The sequence below is a fragment of the Streptomyces sp. NPDC048172 genome, assembly GCF_043202595.1.
Lineage (GTDB): Bacteria > Actinomycetota > Actinomycetes > Streptomycetales > Streptomycetaceae > Streptomyces.
Window position 1 is genome coordinate 368,422 of record NZ_JBIDAT010000003.1, and the last position, 21,276, is coordinate 389,697.

The following is a 21,276-nucleotide window of genomic DNA, read 5'->3' on the forward strand; positions in this document are numbered from 1 at the left end:
CGTTGCGGACGGCCTCTCGCTGACCGTCACCGCCACGTTCACGACAGGGAGCGGGCGACCACCGTGCTCAGGGCCCGTACGCCGTGCGTCGATCCCGGGGCGATGCCGGTGAGTTCGCGGACGCGGCGGAGGCGGTAGTCGAGGGTGCGCGGGTGGACGTTGAGGGCCTCGGCCGCCGCGGCCCGGTTCATGTCGTGGCGGTAGTACGCGTCGAGGGTGAGGAGGAGATCCGGCCCGGGGGCGAGGCGGCGGGCCACGGTGCGCAGCCAGTCGTCGACCGACGGGGCGTCGGCGACGGCGAGTTCGACGAAGACGTCCGCGAGGGTGTACGGCCGTGAGTGCGGGGACGAGGGCCGTGCCGGGGCCACCTCGCTGATCCGCCGGGCCAGTGCGAGCGCGCCGGCCAGCTCGGCCAGCGGCGCGGTGGCCGTACCGGCGGCGCACGGGCGGCCGAGGGCCAGCGCCGCGTCCCGTACGAGCGCGGGCGCGGGCTCGGGGGCGGCGTGCAGCCGCACGCTCTCCGGCGTACCGGGTCCGACGGCGATCAGCTCGCCGCCCCGGCCCGCCTCGTCGGGGCGCCACACGACCGGGACGCGGTGGGCCCGCGCGAGGGCCTCGACGGCGCTCAGCGCTGCGGGGCCAGGAAGGGCGGCGGGCGGCCGGTCGGGGACCCGGATCACGGTCACCGCGGCGTGGGCGGGCAGCTCCATGCCCAGGGCGGGGGCCAGTTCCGCGGCGAGGGGGTCGTGGGCCAGCAGCGACCGGGCGAGGAGGGCGACCTGCTCGACGTAGGGCAGACGGCGGCACAGCACCGCGGCGAAGCCCTGGCTGTAGGCGCCGATGCCGCGCTCGCCCTGCGGGGCGAACCAGCCCATCATCCGCATGAGTTCGTCCACGCCGCCGTCGCGCTGGGCCTCCGTCGCCTCGTTGATCTCGCGCAGCATGAGCGCGGTGTGCAGCCGGAGCACCCGCTGCCGCGCCTCCGGCGACATGCCCGCCTCGGCCCGCGCCGCGCCCATCGACGCGATGTGCGCGAGATCCTCCGCGCCCAGCGCGCTGTTGCCCGGCGAGAGCGCGAGCGTACGGCGCCTGAGCCACACCGCGTGCTCCAGCGCCTCGGCCCTGGCCCGCGGATTCCCGTCGAGGAACGCGAACTCCGGGATCTCCCGCGCGTACGCCTCGACCTCCCGGCGCGCGTGGTCCGCCACCCGGCGGGCCAGTTCGGCGAAGAGGCTTCCCATGGCGGGGAGCATGCTGATTTCCATGAACGGTGGACAGTAGAAAACCGGACGTTGTTTATCACTTCGCATGAACCGGCGACGAGGGACCGGCGGCTGCCTTTGTCATCGTGCGCAAAATTCCGGGGCCTCGGCATTCTCGCCGTCCCACGCGCTTGTGGGGCCATGGGGGCGCGGGCTTAATAGGGCCCTGGAATCGGCTTCTTCGTTCGAACGGAAGGGGAATCCCCGATGAAATCACGTACCAGAAAGAGAACCGCGGCGGTCCTCGTGAGCCTGTCCGCCTCGGCCGCGCTCCTGATGGGCGCGCCGGGCACCGGGACGGCAGCCGCGCCACCCGAGCCCGGCCCCGGGGCGGCATCTGACCGCGCCCCGTCCGCCGCCCCCAGCCTGCGCGCGTTCGGCATCACCGGCGACGGCACGCTCATGGCCACGTTCACCACCGACAAGCCGACCGTGCTCGACTGGGTCAGGGAGATCACCGGCCTCGACGGCGACAAGAAGCTCGTCGGGATCGACCAGCGGGTACAGGACGGCCTGATGTACGGCGTCGGCGACCAAGGCGGGATCTATACGATCAAGACCCCGCCCGCCACCGCCGACGTCGTCGTCACCAAGGTCTCCCAGCTCCAGGTCGCGCTGTACGGGACGAACTTCGGCGTCGACTTCAACCCGGCGGCCGACCGGCTCCGCGTCATCAGCGACAACGGCCAGAACCTGCGCCACAACCTCAATGACCACACCACGGTCGAGGACACGGTCCTGACCACCCCGCCCGCCACCGGGCCCTCGCGGGGCGTCACCGCCGCCGCCTACACCAACAACGACCTCAACGGGACGACGGCGACCACGCTCTTCGACGTCGACACCAAGAACGACCAGGTCGTCATCCAGGCCCCGGCCAACAACGGCACCCTCTCCGCGACCGGCTCCCTCGGCTTCGACGCGGGGCCCAACGCCGGGCTGGACATCTACAGCAAGGCGGCGAACGGCAAGACGGTCACGAACACGGCCTTCGCCTCGCTGACCCCGTCCGGCGCGAGCACGCCGACCCTCTACACCGTCGATCTACTCACCGGCACGCCCACCGCCGTCGGCAAGTTCCCCCTCAACATCACCGACCTGGCCGTCTCCCTCACCGGGAGCTGACCGGGCCCGCGACGTCGAAGCTCGCCGCCTCCGGCACGAAGAGGGTGCCGCCGTCCTCGGCCTTCGCCAGGACGGAGACGTGCCAGGTGCCCTTCTCCAGCTCGGCGGCCTCCTTGTCGGAGACCTTGAGCGTGTACGTACACGTGGAGGTCTCGTCCGAGGACTCCTCGCAGGCGGCGCTCTCGACGTCGGCCATCTCCCCGGCCTTGGGCTTGAGGTCCGAACCCTTCGGCCAGGCCAGCACCTTGAGGTCCCGGACCCCCGAGTCGTCGCTCACCTTCGCGGTGAAGGTGAGCGAGCCCCCGGCACCGGACGTGGGCGCCGAATAACGCGCCTTGGCGTCCTCGACCGTCGGCTCGGTGGGTCCGGTGGCCGAGGCGACGGTGCCGACGGCTATCCCGCCGACGCCGACGACGAGGACGGCGCCGACGACCGACGGAACGACGATGCGCTTGTTCATGAAGAATTCCCTTCGGAACGGAAACCACGCGGACCGACGGCCGCGTATTCTCAATCGCGTCGCGGAAAACAACCGCCGGAATTCCCGGTGTTGTTCCGCGATGTGATCGAGAATAGGGCCGCCGGTCCGCATGGGTCCTCGGACCTCCGGATGAACGCTTTCTGCAACCAGAGGTAGAGCGCCCTCAGTTCTCCTGGTAGGCGAGCCAGACCTGGCCGCGGTCGAACGGCATCCGCTTGCCGTCCGGCAGCGTGTAGACGGTGTCGCCCGTCGCGCTCTCCCGCTTCCACGTCGTCGTGAACGCCTTGCCGTCGCGCAGCACGGTCGCCTCGCCGCTGCCGACGGTCTTGATGTACGGCGTCTCGCCGCTGGAGTCCGGCGGCATGTCGGTCTTCTGGACGATCACGGTCTTGCCACCGAGCCGCTCGCCCGAGGTGCCCTTCGCTGGCTCGCCGTCGAACGAGGCCAGCCAGCGGCCCTCCTCCGCCGACCAGGAGAAGGCGGTGGTGGACGCGCCGTAGTCCACGGTCACTTCGTCCGTCGGTTTCCCGCCGTCCGGCTCGTCGCCGAACCGGAAGCCGATGTCGCTGGCCTTGCTCGCCTCCGGCGCCTTGGCGAGGAGCTTGTCGGGGTGGCCGTACAGGTTGTGCGGGGGCTCGTTGTCGCCGCCGCGCTCGTACGCGTCCGGGTGGTCGTCGTGCGAGACGCCGTACAGCGGCGACTTGTTTATCTTGTCCACGACCGCCTCGCGCGCGCCCGAGTAGGCGAGCGCCGGGCGCTGGAACATCCGCATCTGCTCGACGTTGTACTCACGGGCGCTGCGCACGGGGCCCAGGGAGTCCGGATACTTGCTGGAGTAGATCGCGAACAGCCTGCCGAGCCCGCCCTCGACCTTCTCCACGCCCACGATGTCGGCGTCCTCCAGGGCGGTCTGCGGGCGCGCGTCCTTGTGGTTGTCTATCTTCACCGCGAGAACGGGGTTCTGCTTCGCGGCGAGCCCGGTGAACGGGGAGGTGTACGCGGCCTTCCCCTTCCGCGGCTCGGCCTTGGAGTCCTCGGGCGCGGCGAACGACGGCGTGGTCGCGACCACCGCGGTGAGCCCGCCGACGAGGGCGAGCGCGGCGGCCAGACGGGTACGGCGTGGGCTGCCTTGCATGAACAACGGGCCTCCTGTGGGGGGAAATCCAGCTCGACCGGTTGGAACGACCGGACGGAACGGCCGGTTGGAACGACCGGATGGAAGAGCCACCCCACCGCCGCCGCCCCCTCACGTCAATACCCGGACGCCACCGCGGTCCTGCCCGTCGGGGAACCTCGGCGAGCGGCGGACGTAAGGAGTCAGCGCCCGCCGAACGACTGCCACGTACCGGCCAGGCCCCGCTGGCCCGCGCCCGGCTTCGACCAGTCGCAGACGCCGTCGGGGAAGAGGCGGCGCAGCCGGTCGAACTGCTTGTCCGTGAACCTCACCGAGTAGTCGGAGCGGCTCACGGGGCGCTTGCGGCAGGTGACGACGTCGTTCGCCACGCCCGCCCCGGCGACCATGCGGGGCGAGGGCCACACCGGGTACAGCGTGTTGCAGGCCGTGGTGCCGGTGCCCGCGACCTGCGGCTCGGAGATCTTCCGCGGGTTCGTGCCGCGCGTCCAGCACGCGTCCGTCAGGCCCTCCGGCTTGTGGCGGACGATCTTCCGGATCGGGGTGTCCGCGCTGTCGTCGCCCTTGATCCCGGTCAGCCACCGGTCCATGTCGGCGACCAGGTCGGCGAGCGAGAAACCCCTGCCGTCCTTGCGGACGAGCATGACCTGGTTGGCGTGCGTGCCGTTCGCCTTGTCCAGGCGCGCCCGCGTCGAGAACGAGTGGAAGCGCAGATGCAGGTCGCCGCCGGGCGCGTCGTCCGTGTAGTCCCGGTAGTCGATGATCGGGACGTCCGCGAGGCCGCCGCCCCCGTTGAGCATCCGGCCGGTCCGGTACGCCCTCCGGGTCGCCTCCGGATCGGCGGCCGTACGGCGCGAGGTGTGCCGCGCGTCGGCGTCGAGCCCGCCGACGCGCGCGTTGAGGTCGAGGAAGCGGTTGACGTCGATGGTGCCCTTGTTCAGCGCCCGCAGGCCGTACTGGATGCCGGTGTTGTCCAGGGGTCTGCGGACGAGACCGGTCCTCGGGTCGCGTCCGTAGACGTTCACCGCGTGGCTGAACACGTCGCAGCGGGCACCGTCACGGTTGGCCTTACGGGCGTACCGCTGCGCGCGGGGGAGCCGCGCTGGGCAGTAGGCCGTCGGGTCGATGCGGCGGCCCTCCGTGGCCAGACGGGCGATGCTCCTCCACTCGCCGAAGCCGGAGACGGCGCGCTGCTGCTCCTTGCTGAACCTCAGCCGCTTCGGCGCGCGGTCCCCGAAATAGCGGTCCAGGAGGAGCGCGTCGCTGACCGTGCTGACCGTTCCGAAGCCGACGTCGGGGAAACTGCATCCGGAGAGGACGCCGTCGAGCAGGCCCGGGTAGTTGTCGGCGATCTGGTGGGTCTGGTACGAGCCTCCGGAACAGCCGCTGCCGATGGTGAACGCGGGCGGCCCGTAGGTCTCGACGAAGCGCTCCTTGACCATGCTGACCGTCTCCGCGGCCAGCAGGTCGTTGCAGTTGTTCCCGAACACGTTCAGCGAGGACGAGGCGACGGCGTACCCCTTCCTCAGCAGGTCGTCCTTGAGGACGCCGTCCGTGCGGCGCCCCTGCACGTACCAGCCCTTGGCACAGCCACCGCCGAACCCGTAGACGAGCCGTCCGTTCCAGCCCGTGGCGCGCAGTCGCGGATCGGGGGGCCCGGAGCGCGGGTCGTGGAGCACCGCTGTCTCGTAGACGCCCCGATTGCGCGTGCCGGTCTCCACGCGGACGATGTAGGGCACCTTCTCGCCCGTACTGGTCGTGGTCGTCTCCATATCGTCCGGCCGGGCGTCCTTGTGGGGGAGACGGACGAACTTTCCGCCGGTCGTGCGGTACAGATGGACGACGCGCGTCCGTACCGAGCAGTCGGCGTCGCGCGGCCGGCCCAGCCGCTGTCCGGTCACCGTCCTGAACGCGGCGGTGTCACAGACGAACGGCTTCTCGTGCGGCCCCGAGAAGACCGGTCCCGTGGCCGGATGGCCCTTCAGGACGAGCCTGGCGGCCCGTTCGTCCGGCGCCGAGGCGGTCAGCGTGTTCGCGCCGCGCCGCACCTTCCGCACGAGGCCCAGCAGGTCGCCCCCGTCGCTGGTGGGGCGGAAGCGCTCGGTGACGTCGCGCCCGTTGAGGGCGACCCGTACGTCCTGGAGGACGAGGTGCGACGGCACGCTCACCCGTACGAGCGCGTCGTCCCCGGAGACCACGTCCGGGCGCGAGGACTCCGCCGTCACCGTCAGCCGTCCCTTGCCCTCGCCCTTGGCGGGCGGCGCCGACGGGCCCGAGAACAGTCCGACGACCGTGCCGACGAACAGCACGCCGACCAGCCACCGCACGACGGGCCGTACCGGGCCTTGGGGGACCACTGTGCAACTCTCCTCGCTGCCCACCTCGCTGCCCACGGGTCAGGGGGCGCGCTTCAGCGTACGGGGCACCCGTACGCCGTGCTCCGGCGGCGCTGCGCCGGGCCCGGTTGGACGATCGTTCACCAGAGGATTGAACGATCGTCCAAACCGGGTCTATGGTCGACGGCATGACTGCTGTCACCACAGACGAGGTAGCGGCGATAGCCGCCGGGTACGACACGGATCCGGCGCGCTCCCTGTCCCTGAACGCCGAGGCGTACACCGAGCCGAAGTGGCACGACGCGGACCTCCAGGCGATCTTCGCCCGCACCTGGCAATGGGTCTGCCACGCCGAGAAGCTGGCGCGGCCGGGCGGCTATGTCGCGACGACGGTCGCCGGGATGCCGGTGGTGGTCGTCCGCGACCGCGAGGAGCGGCTCCGCGCCTTCTACAACGTCTGCAAGCACCGGGCGCACGAACTCCTGTCGGGCTCCGGCACGACGCGCAGCATCGTGTGCCCGTACCACGCGTGGACGTACGACCTGACGGGCGCGCTGGTGGGGGCGCGCAAGACGGACCGTATGGAGACGTTCGACAAGTCAGGGATCTGCCTCGACCGCATCCAGGTCGAGGAGTTCTGCGGATTCGTCTACGTGAACCTCGACCCGGAGGCCAGGCCGCTGGGGGAGCAGGCGCCCGATCTCGCCGCCGAAATCACCCGGCGGGCACCGGACATCGGGAAGCTCACGCACGCGAAACGGCTGCACTACGACATCAGGACCAACTGGAAGAACGTCGTCGACAATTTCCTGGAGTGCTACCACTGCCACGTCGCGCACAAGGAGTTCGTCTCGCTCGTCGACATGAACACCTACGACGTGAAGACGCACGGCATATGGTCGAGCCATTTCGCCGACGCGGGCACGTCCGAGAACACGGCGTACGACGTCTCCGGGGCGAGCGTCACGGAGCACGCGGTGTGGTGGCTGTGGCCCAACACCTGCCTGCTGCGCTATCCCGGGCGGGGGAATTTCATGGTCCTCCAGATCATTCCGGCCGGGCCCGACCGCACGCTGGAGACCTGGGACTTCTTCCTGGAGAGCGCGGAGCTGGACGAGGCGGAGGAGCAGTCCGTGCGGTACATCGACGAGGTGCTCCAGGTGCAGGACATCGACCTCGTCGAAAGCGTCCAGCGCGGAATGAGCACGCCCGCCTTCACCCAGGGCCGGATCGTCTACGACCCCGAGCGGGCGCCGGGCCTCTCCGAACACGGCGTCCACCATTTCCACGGCCTCGTCCTCGACGCCTACCGCGCGCTGGTGAACGACCGTACGGCGTCCGTTTCCTGACCGCTGGAGAGGTGAAAGCACATGCCCGAACCGGTCATCATCACCTGCGCGCCGACCGGGGGAATCCACACCCCGACGATGTCGCCGCATCTGCCCGTCACTCCGGACGAGATCGCTGACGCATCCGTGGAAGCCGCCCGGGCGGGCGCGGCCGTCATTCATCTGCACGCCCGGGATCCGCGGACGGGAAAGCCCGACCCCCGCCCGGAGGTGTTCCGGCAATTCCTGCCGCGGATAGCCGCCGAGACCGACGCCGTCGTCAACATCTCCACGGGCGGCGGCCTGGGAATGACGCGCGAGGACCGGCTCCGCGCCGCCGAGGCGGCCTCTCCCGAGATGGCCTCGCTCAACGTCGGATCGATGAACTTCGGCATCTTCCCGATGCGGGAGAAGTACGGTCAGTGGAAGCACGACTGGGAGCCCGAATTCCTGGAATCCACGCGTGACCTGGTCTTCAAGAACACCTTCGCCGACCTCGAACACCTCGTGAAAGAGCTGGGCGGAACGCACGGCACCCGCTTCGAGTTCGAGTGCTACGACCTCGGGCACCTCTACAACCTCGCCTGGCTCATCGACCAGGGCTGGCTCGAACCGCCCTACTTCGTACAGATGGTCTTCGGCGTCCTGGGCGGCGTGGGCGCCGATCTCGACAACCTCGCACACATGCACACCGTCGCCGACAAACTCTTCGGTGACGACTACGAATGGTCGGTCCTCGCCGCGGGCCGCCACCAGATGAGCTTCGCGACACAGGCCGCCATGCTCGGCGGCAACCTCAGGGTCGGCCTGGAGGACAGCCTCTACCTCGGCCCCGGCGAACTCGCCCCGTCCAACGCCAGCCAGGTCACGAAGATCCGCTCGATCATCGAGTCCCTCGGACACACGGTCGCGACCCCGGACGAGGCCCGTCGGCGGCTCGGACTGAAGGGAGCGGACCGTGTCGCATTCTGACCGTACCGACTCCGTACGTTCCGGGACCCGGGTGGCCAGCCTCGGCGGCGGGGTGATCGGCCGCAGCTGGACCGCGCTCTTCCTCGCCGCGGGCCGGTCCGTCGCCGTCCACGACCCCGACCCGTCGGCCGAGGGGCGGGTGCGCCGGGCGGTCGAGGACGCCTGGCCGGTCCTCGCCGAACTGGGCCTCACCGACCACGGCGACCCCGACGACCTGCACTTCCACGCCGACCCGCGCGCGGCCGTCGAGGGAGCGGCGTTCGTCCAGGAGAGCGTCCCCGAACGGCTCGGCCTCAAGCACGAGCTGTACGCGGCCGTCGAGCCCGCCCTCGACGCCGGGGCGGTCGTGGCCTCGTCGGCGTCCGGACTGACGCTGACCGAACTGCAGCGGGGCTGGAGCGACCCGGGCCGCCTCGTGCTGGGCCACCCGTTCAACCCTCCGCACCTCGTTCCGCTGGTCGAGGTGATGGGCAACGACAGGACGGCGGCGGGAGTGGTGGACCGGGCGCGCGCCTTCTACGCCTCGGTCGGCAAGGTGACGATCGAGGTCCGGCGCGAAGTGCCGGGCCACGTCGCCAACCGGCTGCAGGCCGCGCTGTGGCGCGAGGCCATCCACCTCGTCAACGAGGGCGTGGCGAGCGTCGAGGACGTCGACACGGCGGTCTCCGCCGGTCCGGGACTGCGCTGGGCGACGATGGGCCCGACCCTCCTCTTCCACCTGGGCGCGGGCGAAGGCGGACTCGAAGAGTTCTGCGAGCGGTACGCGGACAGTTTCAACCGCTGGTTCGACGACCTGGGCAGCCCGCGCCTGGACGAGGCCACGGCACGACGCCTCACGGACGGGCTCCGCCCGGTCGCCGGGGCACACTCGGTCGACGAGCTGTCCCGCCGCCGCGACGCCCTGCTCACCGAGCTGATCGCCCTCACCCACCGCGCCGTGCGAGACGGGAGCGAGGCTGGCTAGCATCGTCCGGGTGAGCGAGACGGTTGCGGGAGCCGCGGAAGCGGAAGCCGAGAAGAAGCCCGGCAAGCAGGAACGGATCCTCGATGCCGTCCTCGCCCTCCTGTCGCGGAACGGGATCTCGGGCGTCAGCATGCGCGCGGTCGCCCGGGAGGCCGGGGTCGCGCTGGGCCTGGTCAACTACTACTACGCCGACAAGGTCACCCTCATCTGCGCCGCCCTGCGCCGCATCGAGGAGCAGGACGTCGCCCTCGTCGCACCGGACCCGGACAAGAGCCCCACGGAGAACCTCCGCGCGGCGCTCCGCCGGGTCGCCGACTCCGAGTTCCTGACGACGGAGTACCTCTCCCACCGCCTCCAGCTCTGGTCGCTCGCCCAGGCGCACCCGGACTTCGAGAAGATCAACACGGCGGCCCAGAAGCGCTACCGCAAGGGCCTCGCCACTCTCATCCGCGCGGCCCGCCCCGACCTCACGCGCGGCGAGGCGAACCGCCGGGCCACCGACATCGACATCGTCCAGAACGGCCTCTGGCTCACGGCCCTCCTCGGCATCGACCGCGCCTCGATCCGACGGAGCGTCAGACGCTGCGAGGAGATCGCCTTCGAGTGAGCGGAGCGAGCCCGCCGCTCCCCGAACTCCGGGACTCCGGGTCGGTCTCAACGAGCTACGGCATGCAAAGAGCGGCCCCGCGCCTACCGCCCTGCCGCACTGTGTCCCGAATTCGGCCTTGTCGCCGCCGCGGGGCTCCGCGAACCTGGAGCGGATGGTGGCGGCCAGCGGAGAGGTGCCGACGTATGAGCGGAGCTGAGACCCGGCCCGCACCTGGGAGCCGGCTGCTCCTCGGTGTCGAACGTATCGAGGTGTTCAGCGCCCGGAACCGGACGGGTGACTCCAAGAACAGCGGAGACAACGACACCCCTCCGGACAGCCCCTACCAAGTCGCGCAGGCACGCATGGCGGAGCGGGCCCCGTATGCGCCTCGGTGACCTGGTGCGTCCCTCGTCGGCCGAGGAATTCCTTCAGCGGACCCTGGGAGTCGAACCCGCCCTCTTCCGCGGCGACGAGCACCGGTTCGAGAGCCTCGTCTCCTGGGACGTCCTGAGCGGCCTCGTGTCCTGGTCACCGCCCGACGGCGCGCAGATCCGCCTCAACCAGGACGGGAAGAAGATCGACGAGTCGGAGTGGATCCACACTCACCTCTCTCCCGACGGGCGCGTCTTCCGCACGATCAGGACCCGGGAATTCCGGGAGCTGCTCGGCAAGGGCGCGACCCTCGTCGTGGACGCCGTCGACCGCAGGCACCGCCCACTGGACAGCCTGGCGCGCGGACTCGAACGGGACTTCGGGACGCCCGTCCAGATCAATGCCTACAGCGCCTGGGGCGAGAGCCCGGGTTTCGGCATGCACTGGGACGGACACGACGTCCTCGTCCTCCAGGTCACGGGAGAGAAGGAGTGGACGCTCTTCGGGAGTCCGCCGCGTCGCTGGCCGATGGAGCAGGACCTGGAGGAGGCGCCGCTGCCGCCGGACACGGCGGAGGGGACAGTCGAGATCCTCCGTCCCGGAGACGTACTCCATGTGCCGCGCGGCTGGTGGCACAGCGTCCGGGCCATGGACGGCCCCACCCTGCACCTCACCATCGGGATACCGCGGCCGACGGGCGTCGATCTGCTGCAGTGGCTGGCGGGCCGGATGAGCGCACATCCCGTCTTCCGCGCCGACCTGCCCCGGCACCGGACTCCGGAGGAGCGGGAGCGGCACCGCCAGGACCTCGTCCGCACCGTCTCGGTGGTCCTGGAGGACCCGGCGCTGGTGGACGACTTCCTGGCCGCTCAGGACTCCGGCGCGCCCGCGCGGCGGGTGCAGAGCCTGGGCGGCCTGGCGCCCGACGGTGGTGAGTGGCGAAAGGAGGACGAAGTCTCCTGGCTCGCTCCCCGCGCCGTGCTGCGTGAGGCGGACGACCGGATCGTGATCGAGGCGGACGGGCATCGGTTCACGTTCTCGGCGGTGGCGGGAGACATGCTGAGGCTCCTCACCGACGAGCTCGACACGACGGTGGGCGAGGTGCTGGCGGCGGGGACCGGCGGGGAGGCCCGCCTCGACGAGGGCACCGTGCGGGAGTTCCTCGCGGACGTGGTGGCGGCGGGGCTGGCGGCGGTCACGGAACCCCGCTGATCCAGAGGCGGCACGCGAGGCGCGTCAACCGTCCCCTGCCTCCGGTGCGCCTTCGGCGAGCTTCGCCCCGATACGCGCGCTCGCGCGCTCACCCCTGTCGCCGTGGCGCCCGGCGACCTGGCGGAGCGCCGTCCCCCACAGACGGAGCGCCTGCTCGGGGTCCCTCTCGCGTACGAGGTCGCCGAGCAGGTCGAGCGCCATGGCCTCCTGCCAGCTGTCGCCGTGCTCGTAGAAGACGGCGGCGGCTTGCCGCAGCAGCGACTCGGCCTCGGGAGCGCGCCCGAGGCACTGGAGCGTTCCGGCGCTGTAGAACCAGGCCATCGCCTCGTAGAAGCGGTCGTCAACACCACGGAACACCTCGGCGGCGCGCTCGTAGGAGACCAGCGCCGCCTCGTGGAGACTCAGGTCCTCCTGCGCGGCGGCGAGCGTCAGCAGGCGCGCGGCCTCCGACCGGGGGTACCCCAGCCGCACCGCGCACTCCACGCTCCGCTCGGCCGCCAGCAGGGCCGCGCGCGCGTCGCCGTTCGCGAGGTGGATGTTGCTCAGGACCCGCAGTGCCCGCCCCTCGCCCTGGGTGTCGCCCACGGCCCGCTGCGTCTCCAGCGCCCGCTCGACGAGCGTGACCGCTGCCGTCACCTCGCCCGTCTCCACCCTGCAGTGGGCCAGGTCGACCATGGCCGAGGCGGCCCGCCGGTGCTCCCCGATGTCGCCGAACAGCGCGCACGCCTCCGTCAGCCGCGGCACGGCGGCGTCGTGCTCCTTTGCGCGGAAGTGGTCGAGCCCGATCGCGCCCAGCGAGGCCGCCTCTCCCGAGCGGTCGCCCAGCCCGCGGAAGAGGGCGAGCGCCCGCTGCTGACAACCCCGGCTCTCCTCGAAACGGCGCCGGCTGGAGAGCACCCTGCCCATCCTGCCCAGAGTCCGGGCCTCGGCGGCACGGTCCCCGAGCCGTCGGCTCGCGGCGAGGGAGATCTCGGCCATGCCGAGCAGCTCCGTCGACGTGAGGGGGAGCGCGTCGCTGCGCCACAGGACGAGCGGCAGCTTCGAGGCCAGTTCGTCCGATCCGCTCCGCGCGGCGGCGTGCACCGCGGCCTGGAGGGCGGCGTGCTCCTGCCGGAACCACGCGAGGGCGTGCTCGCGGTCCCGCAGGGGCAGCGGCTCGACGCCTGACCCCGCCGACAGCGTCACGGGCTCGGTCGCCGTGGGTTCGAGGAGCGCGAGAGCACCGGTCGCGGTGTGGAAGTACCAGGTCAACAGGCGGCGCAGGGCTGCCTCTCGGGCTGGCGGAGAATCGAGCGCGTGCGACTGGTCGGCGGCGTAGGCACGCAGCAGGTCGTGGAACTGGAAGCGGTCGGAGCCGGTCTGCTCCAGCAGATGCGCCCCCGTCAGCTTGTCCAGCAGCCTGCGGGTCTCGGCCGTGCCGAGGGCGGCGAGCGCGGCGGCGTCGTGCGACCCGAAAGCGATGCCCGGATGCCCGCCCAGGAGCCGGAAGAGCCGCGCCACGGAGGGTGGCAGCGCGTCGTAGGACCAGTCGAAGACGGTCCGTACGTCGTACGGGCGGTCGCCCTCGTCCTCGTCCGTGCTCAGCGCGTGCCAGCGGGAAGCACGGTCTCTCAGCTGGGCGTTCAGGTCGTCCAGACGCAGATGCGGATGGCTGACGACGCGCTCGCCCGCGATACGCAGGGCGAGGGGCAGCCGTGCGCAGAGCCGGGCGAGTTCGGCCAGTGCCTCGGTGTCGTCGCCGGCGCGATGCCCCTCCACGACGGTACGCAGGAGGGTCACGGCCTCGGTCTCGGACAGCAGGTCCAGCACCATCCGGTGGGCACCCTCGCGCACCGACAGGCCGGACAGACGGCTTCTGCTCGTCACTATCGTCAGCGCGGCGGGTCCGCCCGGGAGCAGCGGCCGGACCTGCGCGGTGCTGGCCGCGTTGTCCAGGAGGACCAGCACTCTGCGGTCCGCGAGGCAGGAGCGGAAGAGGGCGGCGGCGGCCTCCAGCTCCTCCGGGACAGCCCGGTGCGGGGTGCCGAGCGCGCCGAGGAACCCGCGCAGCACCTCCAGCGGCGTCCGGGGCGCGTCGTGGTCGTGCCCGCGGAGGTCGGCGTAGAGCTGGCCGTCGGGGAAGCGGTCCGCGATCCGGTGCGCCCAGCGCAGTGCCAGGGACGTCTTCCCGACGCCGGGGGCGCCCGTGACGAGCACGACGGGGATGCGGGGCGCGTGGACACCCGCCGCGCTCAACGTGGCGGCGAGACCCTCGAACTCGGCGTGCCGGTTCACGAAGTGCCGCACATCATGCGGGAGTTGGCGGGGTGCCGGGATGACCGGCCGCGTGGCGGAAACGGCGTGGTGGAAGTGCACCTCGCCGCTGATGTCACGTGCCAGCACGACATTGTCGGCCGACCCTGACATCTGGTGACGGGTCGGTCCTTCGCCGCCCCCGCTTCCGGTCTCCTCCTCCACCGCGGGACCCCCTCGCAGCGCGCACCGGCCCGGTCCGGCTCCCCCGGCCCCTGTAGGGCGTCACGCTAGGCGAGGGCCCGGAGGCGGACAAGGCGCGGACAACGCGGAGTTCACCCCGGGGGAGAGGGCTTGCCCGGATCCCGTCCCCACGGTGCCTTCGAGCTGCTCGATGCCGTGATTGAGCTGGAGCAGCAGCGAGAGGAACTCCTGGGTCCGTTCCGCGCTCCACCGCGTGGGCTCGATGAGCCGGGTTCATCTTCCATAGCGTGGTTCTGGGTACGGGGTCCGGTGTTTTCACGTCGACCTCGTTGCTGTGCGGAAGTGGCACTGGCGTGAGCATCTGGATGCCGCGTGCGGACGGGGTGAGGAACCGCCGAGGTCGGGAGGGGCCGATAGAAGCGGAGCTGCCAGTTCACTCTGGCTGGATCTGACATGTCCATGGTCGTTCTGATGTGGCAGGTAGCCCTAGGCTCGTCCGTCTGTTCCGGCTGAAGGGGCCGGACGGATGGCTGGAGGATGTATGAAACGGAGCAGCTCTGTCACTGGTGTCGCGTTACTCACGGCCGCGGCGGCCCTGTCGACGACCGCAGCCGCACCACCCCCCTCTTCCTCTCAGAGCCCGGACCCGGCTTCCCGGGAGCACACCGCGCAACAGCAGAAGCGGGAAGGGCCCAGGAACATCTCCTTCTTCTCCGACCGGCCGCTGGACGCCGACAAGCAGATCCCGGTCAAGTCCCTGCCCAAGGCCGCCCGTGACCAGCTCAGCGGCAGACCGAAGGCTGAGGTGAAGCGCGACACCCCGCGTGGCTACAAGCTCCGCAGAGGCCAGCGGACGACCAACTTCATCTACAACTCGGCGGATGTATGGGCCATCGACGTCAGCTGCGGCTGGTGGGACTGCGATGTCACCCAGCAGGTACGGCTGCAGTTCAAGGAGAACGTCTTCGGCCGCCAGTCCAAGCGCTGGCTGCTGAGGGCCGAAGCCAAGCCTTGGTCCGGGCCACCCGAGTTCGAGCTGGATTACTCCTACGAGTGCGGGGTCAACCTTCCCAACCAAGTCGACGAGACCTGCTCGACCTGGCACAACGACGGCGCGGACGGCCCCGATCAAGGAGCCAGCTGGGACGGACAGCAGCTGAACCGCGGCTTCGGCCGGACACCCGGCGCCACAAAGTTCCCCATGCTGAAGCTCGACGTCGAATTCGCAGACGGCTCGCATGCCCGCGGGGACGATGGGGAACTTGGTGAGAAGTTCCGTGGCTGGGATGTCTGCGTGACGCAGAGGACCACCAAGCTGTGCCCGACCACCGGCACCGGCGACTGAGAACTCTCCATCCCCTGGGGCCGGCGACGCGGCATACGCAGACCCCAGGGACGGAAGGTGCCGTGCCCGCCATGGTGCGAGGAGAAGAGGATGTCCGTCCCGCCAACCTGGTCGCAACTGCTGGACCTGCTCAACCGCCCCAAGCCCGCACTCCGCGGCACCTACCAGATCGTGCGCCCACGCCTGGACGACGGACACGGCTGGCCCCCGCCCAGTACCGCGCAAGAGACCACACGCTTCGCCTTCCGCCCGCCCGCCGCATGGCGCTTCGAAGCCGATGACGACGTGTCCTTCACCCCCGATGCCGCCCCGCACCCCGGCCTGAGTTTCGGTAGCGGTCCTTTCCCCTGGGCCTTCGACGCCTCCCCCGAGCGCCTTGTGCCTGGCGCCGTCAGCGATACCCTCGCAGCGGCCGAGGCCCTGAGTGCTGCCGAGCCCGTCACCCACGACGGCCGCCCCGCCTGGGCCATCCGCCTGACCACCCGCCCCGTGACCGACCTACGGCTGACCGTCGACTCGGAACTGGGACTGATCCTGCGCGCCGAGAGCCCCTCCCGTCACTATGGTGAGCAACTCACCGGCCTGCACAGCCACGTCCGCCTGACCGACGCCGATTTCGAATGGAGCGAGGAACTCGAAGCAGCCGAGCAGCGTCGGCTCGCCCGCTGGGAAGAGGCCAGCGAGCACTACCGGCACCACTCCCTGCCTCTCCCTCTGTACTGGCCTGGCCCGCTGGAGGACACACTGGTGTGGGACGGCGACCTCGCCACCGGTTTCCTCATCCTCGCCTTGGACTCCGCCGAGCCCCCCGACGTCCCGCAACGCGCCTACCTCATTCGCCAGCCACCGTCCGACCCGTCCTACGAACAGGGCCCGCTGACCGACCCCACGGTCTTCGTGCACCGTTGGCGCGACAGCACCTGGCATTGGACCCTCGCCGTCGAAGACCGGCCCCTGACACCTGATGAATTGCGCCGGGTGAAGGACTCACTGCCTGGCAGCTGAAGGGGCGGACAGCGGCTCGTTCCTCCACTCACACAAGAGTGTCGGTGTTCTTCCGGCACGCGGTGCAGCCGTCGACGCGACCAGGGCTGACCGTGCGCCCCGACGCGACAGGGTGCACTTAACGACACCCCCGAAGTGGCATCCGCCGGTTGGGCGGTGGGCGCCCCGGCGGGAATCGTGGGCGGTGCCGCATCCGGAGAGCCCGGGAGCGGCGCGCACCACGAGAGGGGACACAGTGAAGCGTTCCGAGAAGCACGCCCCCACACGGCGCGCGGTACTCGTCGGCACGGGGGCGGCGGGTGCCGCGCTGGCGTTGGGGGCCGGCGGTGCGGCCGCCGCTGCCCCGGCGTCGGGCGGGCGGGGATGGCAGGCGGCGGTGGACGCCGAGACGGCGCGCCTGGAACCCGAACTGCTCGCCCTGCGGCGGGACCTGCACCGGCACCCCGAGACGGCGGGCCAGGAGCGGTACACCGCGCGGGCGGTCGCCCGGCAGCTGCGCGCCGCGGGACTGGCCGTCACCACGGGGGTGGGCGGGCACGGCGTCGTCGGTGTGCTGCGGGGCGCGCTGCCCGGCCGTACGGTCGCGTACCGCGCGGACATGGACGCCGTACCGCCCGGCGGCGTCGTCGGCGGGGGCACGGAGCCGGCACACGTCTGCGGGCATGACATCCACACCACGGTGGGCGTCGGCATCGCACGGGTCCTGGCGCGGCTGCGGCGGCGGCTGTGCGGGACGGTGGTGTTCCTCTTCCAGCCCGCCGAGGAGGCGCTGACCGGGGCGGCGGCGATGCTCGACGAGGGCGTCCTGGCGCGCACCGGCGCGGCGGAGGTGCACGCACTGCACTGCGGGCCGTTCCCCGTGGGGCAGTTCGCGGTGACACCCGGCTACGGGCTGCCGGGCCAGGACCGGGCGGAGATCGCCCTCTCCGGGCCGGACGCGCCCGCGGCGGCGAAGCGGCTGGCCGCCGAGATCGGCGGGCTGGCAACGGTGCGGCCGCCCGAGACAGCGGAGGCGATGGAGCAGCTGGTGGCCGACGTACAGACGCCGGGCGGGCCGCTGGCGCGGTTCGTCGTCGCCTTCCCGAAGGTGGAGGAGTCGGTGGTGCGGGTCTCCTCCCGCTGCTGGCCGCAGGAGCGGTATACGGAGGTGCGTCGGGAGATCCGCCGGCTGGCCGCGACCCACGCGGGGGCACGGGTGCGCTTCCCGTCCGAGCCGTCCCCGGCGATGGTCTGCCCGGAAGACGACGGGCTCGCACTCTCCCGGCACCTGCGCGGTGCGCTCGGCCGGAGCGCGGTGACGCGCCTGCACGCCGCCTTCCCGTTCAACGGCGAGGACTTCGCCCTCTTCCTGCAGCGCGTGCCCGGCACGTACACCTTCCTCGGCGTCCGCCCGCCGGGCACCAGCGTCCTCGACAGCATGCCGCACTATCCGGGCTTCACCCCGGACGAGGGGGCCATCGCCCACGGCGTGCGCGGCATGACGGGCTGGCTCGCGGAACGGGCCCGCGGGGGAAGGAATTCCATGCCCTGATACTCCGGTAGGAGGTGCCGTCGGCCACCCGGAAACGGTCCCCCGACCGCATGGTCAGCGCCACTCCCGGGCTCGGCGGGTCAGCGGTACTGGTCGTGGGCCAGCAGTGCCACCGCCAGGGAGGTGCGGGTCTCGGGGTCGGTGAGGTCGGCTCCGAGGAGGCGTTCGATCCGGGCCAGGCGTTTGTAGAGGACCGGGCGGCTGACGTGCGTACGGCGGGCCAGGTCGGACTTGTTGCCGCCCGCGGCGAGGAACTCGCGGAGCAGGTCCACCAGTCCGCCGCCGTGCTCCGCGTCGTGGGCCAGCAGCCGGTCGAGCTCCGATTCGGCGAACGCCTGCACGCGCGGGTCGTCGTACATCAGCGACAGCAGCCCGCGCAGCCGTACGTCCGCGCTGCGGTAGTACGGGCGCGGTGGCCCGGCGAGGCTCCCGGCGGCCTCGGCGATGTGGCGGGTCGCGCGCAGTGCGGCGGCGGCCGGAAGCAGCTCGGTGGCGGAGCGGCCGACGCCGACGGTGGCATCTCCCGGCGCGCCCCGCTCCTCGTGCACGGCGTCGGCGAACCGGAGAAGCACCTGGTCCTCGTCCGTACGGGCCGGGAGCGCGACGAGCAGGCCGACCTGGACGGAGCCGAGGGGGCCGGTGAGCGCGGAGACTCCCGCCGCCCGTACGGCGCGGGCGGTCAGCTCGACCAGTCGGCGGCGCAGCCGGGTGGCCGCCATGGGGTCGTCGGCGGAGCCCGTACCCGCGTGCACGACGACGGGGACGTAGGTCGCGGCGGGCCCGACGCCGAGGGACTGGGCGCGGTACAGGGCGTCGTGCTCGGTGAGTCCCGGGGTGTGGAGCAGGTCGTTGAGGAGCCCCTCGTGTGCCTGGTACTCCATGCCGAGCCGGTCGCGCTCGATCATCCGGCCGAGTTCGAGTGCCTGCGCGGCCCGTTCGACGAGCATGAGCAGCGACGCGGGGCGGAGGGCGGGGGAGGTCGGGGAGGTGGGGAGCACGAGACGGCCCCATACTTCGCCGCGGTGGCCGACCGGGGCCGTCAGCCATCCTTCGGGCCCCGTGGTGCCCGCGTCGTGGAGGGTGGGTGCGAGGCGGGAACGCCGCTGCCAGTCGCCGAGCACCCGCGCGGTGGGCTGCCCTTCGAGGGCGTGCGCGAGCACACGGCGGGACAGGTCCTCCAGCACCACGGGGCCGTCGGCCAGCCGGGCGGTCTGGGTGACGATGGCGCTCGCGCTGGCGCTCTCCAGGCTGAGCGAGGTGAACGTCTCGTGCGCCCGCTGGGCCAGCCGAAGATCGCGGTACTGCTCGTCCACGATCGTCCGGTGCACGATTTCGGTGATGGCGACGAACCGGACCCTGCGGTGCAGGGCCACGAGCGGCAACCCGTGCCGCCGGGCCGAGTCGACGACGGCGGCCGGGATCGCGGGCAGCCGCTCGCTCAGCTCGACGACGAGGCCGCAGGCGGAGGCGGCGGTCAGGGCCCGTACCCAGGTGTCGGCGTCGCCGTCGGCTTCGGTGTCGCCGACACCCGGGCTGCCGACGCGGCCGGAGGCGGGGTCCAGGGAGACCCCTGTGGTCAGGAGGAGTTCCCCGCCCTCCAGGAGGTCGGAGAAGTCACCGACCTCGCCGATGTGGACCCAGCGGACGGCGGCGTCGAGCGCGGCGTCCGTTCCCGCGAGCAGTTCGGGCGCCCCGCCGCGGATCACGTCGAGTTCGAGCACCTCACGCAGGATCACGGGCATTCCGCATTGTAGGCACGGAGGGGGTTCGCGCTGACACTGTGTAAAGCCCGCCCGAGCGGTTCAGCGGCTCCGGACGGCCGCGTCCACGGTCTCCAGCGCCTTGTCGAGGATGCGCAGTCCTTCCCGGGCGTCCTCGTCGGGGATGTTCAGCGGCGGCGTCAGGTGCACCCGGTTGGAGCTGGTGAGGGGAAGCAGCCCGCCCCGCTTGCAGGCGGCACCGAGCGCCGACATGACCGGGCTGGAGCCGCCGTTCGGAGCCACTGGTGTCCTCCGCTCGCGGTCCGAGACCAGGTCGAGGGCCCAGAACGCGCCCAGTCCGCGGACGTCGCCGACCGACGGGTGCCGCTCGGCCAGCTCCCGCAGTCCGGGGCCGAGGATCTCGCGCCCGAGCCGGTCGGCGTTCTCCACCACCGCCTCCTCGCGCATCGCCTCGATCGTCGCCACGGCAGCGGCGCAGGCGAGCGGGTGCCCGGAGTAGGTGAGGCCGCCGGGGTAGGGGCGGTCGGCGAAGGTCCGGTGGACCGGCTCGCCGAGGGCGACGCCGCCGAGCGGGACGTAACCGGAGTTGACGCCCTTGGCGAAGGTCATCAGGTCGGGCACGACGCCGTAGTGGTCGAGCCCGAACCAGCGGCCGGTGCGGCCGAACCCGGCCATGACCTCGTCGGCGATGAAGACGAGACCGTGCCGGTCGCACAGCTCGCGCACCCCCGCCAGGTAGCCGGGCGGGGGCGGGAGGATCCCCGCGGTGCCGGGCACCGTCTCCAGCACGATCGCGGCGAGGGTCGACGGGCCCTCCAGCTCGATCGTCTGCTCCAGATGCGCGAGCGCGCGCTCGCTCTCCTCGGCTTCCGTGGTGGCGTGGAAGGCGCTGCGGTAGCGGAAGGGGCCGAAGAAGTGCACGACCCCGGCGCCGCCGTGGTCGTTGGCCCAGCGGCGGGGGTCGCCGGTGATGTTGATCGCGGTGTCGGTTCCGCCGTGGTACGAGCGGTAGGCGGAGAGCACCTTGGGCCGGCCGGTGTGCAGCCTGGCCATCCGTACCGCGTGCTCGTTGGCGTCGGCGCCGCCGTTGGTGAAGAACACCCGGTCCAGGCCCTCGGGGGTGTGCTCGGCGATGAGCCGGGCGGCCTCGGAGCGGGTGGAGTTGGCGTGCGCCGGGGCGACGGTGCACAGCGCGTCCGCCTGCTCCTGGATCGCGGCGACGACGCGGGGGTGCCGGTGGCCCAGGTTGGTGAACACCAGCTGGGAGGAGAAGTCGAGGAGCCGGTTGCCCTCGCCGTCCCATACGGACGGTCCCTCGGCCCGGGTGATGACCATCGGGTCGATGTGCTCCTGGGCCGACCAGGAGTGGAAGACGTGCTTGCGGTCCAGCGCGTAGGCGCGGGCCGCGTCGGTGCGGGCTGCGTCGGTCATGGTGGCGGTTCCTCTCACAGCAGGGGCGGCGTGC

The 21,276-nt window shown here is 71.7% G+C and carries 16 protein-coding genes; 9 read left to right on the forward strand and 7 right to left on the reverse strand.

Going from position 1 to position 21,276, the window contains the following annotated elements:
• Positions 1-38: 38 nt before the first annotated feature.
• Positions 39-1,241: a helix-turn-helix domain-containing protein gene (locus ACGF3A_RS15040; protein ID WP_393729683.1), complete on the reverse strand. Its 1,203-nt coding sequence runs from the start codon at positions 1,239-1,241 to the stop codon at positions 39-41.
• A gap of 228 nt (positions 1,242-1,469) precedes the next feature.
• Here ACGF3A_RS15040 and ACGF3A_RS15045 point away from each other — a divergent pair, with 228 nt between their 5' ends.
• On the forward strand, positions 1,470-2,387 hold the full coding sequence (locus tag ACGF3A_RS15045; protein ID WP_393729685.1) for a DUF4394 domain-containing protein: 918 nt from the start codon (positions 1,470-1,472) through the stop codon (positions 2,385-2,387).
• On the opposite strand, the gene ACGF3A_RS15050 is transcribed toward ACGF3A_RS15045, so the two are convergent.
• From ACGF3A_RS15050 to ACGF3A_RS15060, 3 genes are all read right to left on the reverse strand, one after another.
• Complete coding sequence (locus ACGF3A_RS15050; RefSeq protein WP_393729687.1) at positions 2,374-2,847, reverse strand: DUF5707 domain-containing protein; 474 nt, start codon at positions 2,845-2,847, stop codon at positions 2,374-2,376. The two genes, ACGF3A_RS15045 and ACGF3A_RS15050, sit on opposite strands and share 14 nt — an antisense overlap.
• Positions 2,848-3,031: 184 nt before the next feature.
• Complete coding sequence (locus ACGF3A_RS15055; protein ID WP_393729689.1) at positions 3,032-4,003, reverse strand: DUF3048 domain-containing protein; 972 nt, start codon at positions 4,001-4,003, stop codon at positions 3,032-3,034.
• A 182-nt stretch (positions 4,004-4,185) separates the two neighbouring features.
• Positions 4,186-6,357 (reverse strand): DUF6351 family protein, encoded by a 2,172-nt coding sequence (locus tag ACGF3A_RS15060; protein ID WP_393729691.1) that lies wholly within the window; start codon positions 6,355-6,357, stop codon positions 4,186-4,188.
• A gap of 167 nt (positions 6,358-6,524) precedes the next feature.
• Between ACGF3A_RS15060 and ACGF3A_RS15065 the strand changes: the two genes are divergently transcribed.
• The 5 genes from ACGF3A_RS15065 (at position 6,525) to ACGF3A_RS15085 (ending at position 11,773) form a co-directional block, all read left to right on the forward strand.
• Positions 6,525-7,685 (forward strand): SRPBCC family protein, encoded by a 1,161-nt coding sequence (locus ACGF3A_RS15065; protein ID WP_393729693.1) that lies wholly within the window; start codon positions 6,525-6,527, stop codon positions 7,683-7,685.
• 21 nt (positions 7,686-7,706) lie between these two features.
• A complete protein-coding gene (locus ACGF3A_RS15070; RefSeq protein WP_393729695.1) occupies positions 7,707-8,636 on the forward strand; it encodes a 3-keto-5-aminohexanoate cleavage protein in 930 nt (309 codons plus the stop codon).
• On the forward strand, positions 8,623-9,600 hold the full coding sequence (locus tag ACGF3A_RS15075; protein WP_393729697.1) for a 3-hydroxyacyl-CoA dehydrogenase NAD-binding domain-containing protein: 978 nt from the start codon (positions 8,623-8,625) through the stop codon (positions 9,598-9,600). The genes ACGF3A_RS15070 and ACGF3A_RS15075 overlap by 14 nt, the downstream gene beginning before the upstream one ends.
• Positions 9,601-9,610: 10 nt before the next feature.
• Positions 9,611-10,207 carry a TetR/AcrR family transcriptional regulator gene (locus tag ACGF3A_RS15080; protein ID WP_393729699.1) on the forward strand — a complete coding sequence of 199 codons (597 nt, stop codon included), beginning with the start codon at positions 9,611-9,613 and terminating at the stop codon, positions 10,205-10,207.
• A 363-nt stretch (positions 10,208-10,570) separates the two neighbouring features.
• Positions 10,571-11,773 carry a cupin domain-containing protein gene (locus ACGF3A_RS15085; RefSeq protein WP_393729701.1) on the forward strand — a complete coding sequence of 401 codons (1,203 nt, stop codon included), beginning with the start codon at positions 10,571-10,573 and terminating at the stop codon, positions 11,771-11,773.
• Between the two features lie 24 nt (positions 11,774-11,797).
• Here the strand turns inward: ACGF3A_RS15085 and ACGF3A_RS15090 are convergent, their stop codons facing one another.
• A complete protein-coding gene (locus ACGF3A_RS15090) occupies positions 11,798-14,179 on the reverse strand; it encodes an ATP-binding protein (RefSeq protein ID WP_393729703.1) in 2,382 nt (793 codons plus the stop codon).
• Between the two features lie 571 nt (positions 14,180-14,750).
• Between ACGF3A_RS15090 and ACGF3A_RS15095 the strand changes: the two genes are divergently transcribed.
• From ACGF3A_RS15095 to ACGF3A_RS15105, 3 genes are all read left to right on the forward strand, one after another.
• On the forward strand, positions 14,751-15,554 hold the full coding sequence (locus tag ACGF3A_RS15095) for a hypothetical protein (protein ID WP_393729705.1): 804 nt from the start codon (positions 14,751-14,753) through the stop codon (positions 15,552-15,554).
• A gap of 90 nt (positions 15,555-15,644) precedes the next feature.
• Positions 15,645-16,559, forward strand: a complete 915-nt coding sequence (locus tag ACGF3A_RS15100; protein WP_393729707.1) for a hypothetical protein — start codon at positions 15,645-15,647, stop codon at positions 16,557-16,559.
• 235 nt (positions 16,560-16,794) lie between these two features.
• Positions 16,795-18,090 (forward strand): M20 family metallopeptidase, encoded by a 1,296-nt coding sequence (locus ACGF3A_RS15105; RefSeq protein WP_393729709.1) that lies wholly within the window; start codon positions 16,795-16,797, stop codon positions 18,088-18,090.
• Between the two features lie 80 nt (positions 18,091-18,170).
• Here the strand turns inward: ACGF3A_RS15105 and ACGF3A_RS15110 are convergent, their stop codons facing one another.
• A complete protein-coding gene (locus tag ACGF3A_RS15110; RefSeq protein ID WP_393729711.1) occupies positions 18,171-19,832 on the reverse strand; it encodes a PucR family transcriptional regulator in 1,662 nt (553 codons plus the stop codon).
• 60 nt (positions 19,833-19,892) lie between these two features.
• The gene (locus ACGF3A_RS15115; RefSeq protein WP_393729713.1) at positions 19,893-21,242 is read right to left on the reverse strand and encodes an aspartate aminotransferase family protein; all 1,350 of its coding nucleotides are present in this window, start codon (positions 21,240-21,242) and stop codon (positions 19,893-19,895) included.
• Positions 21,243-21,276: the final 34 nt, after the last annotated feature.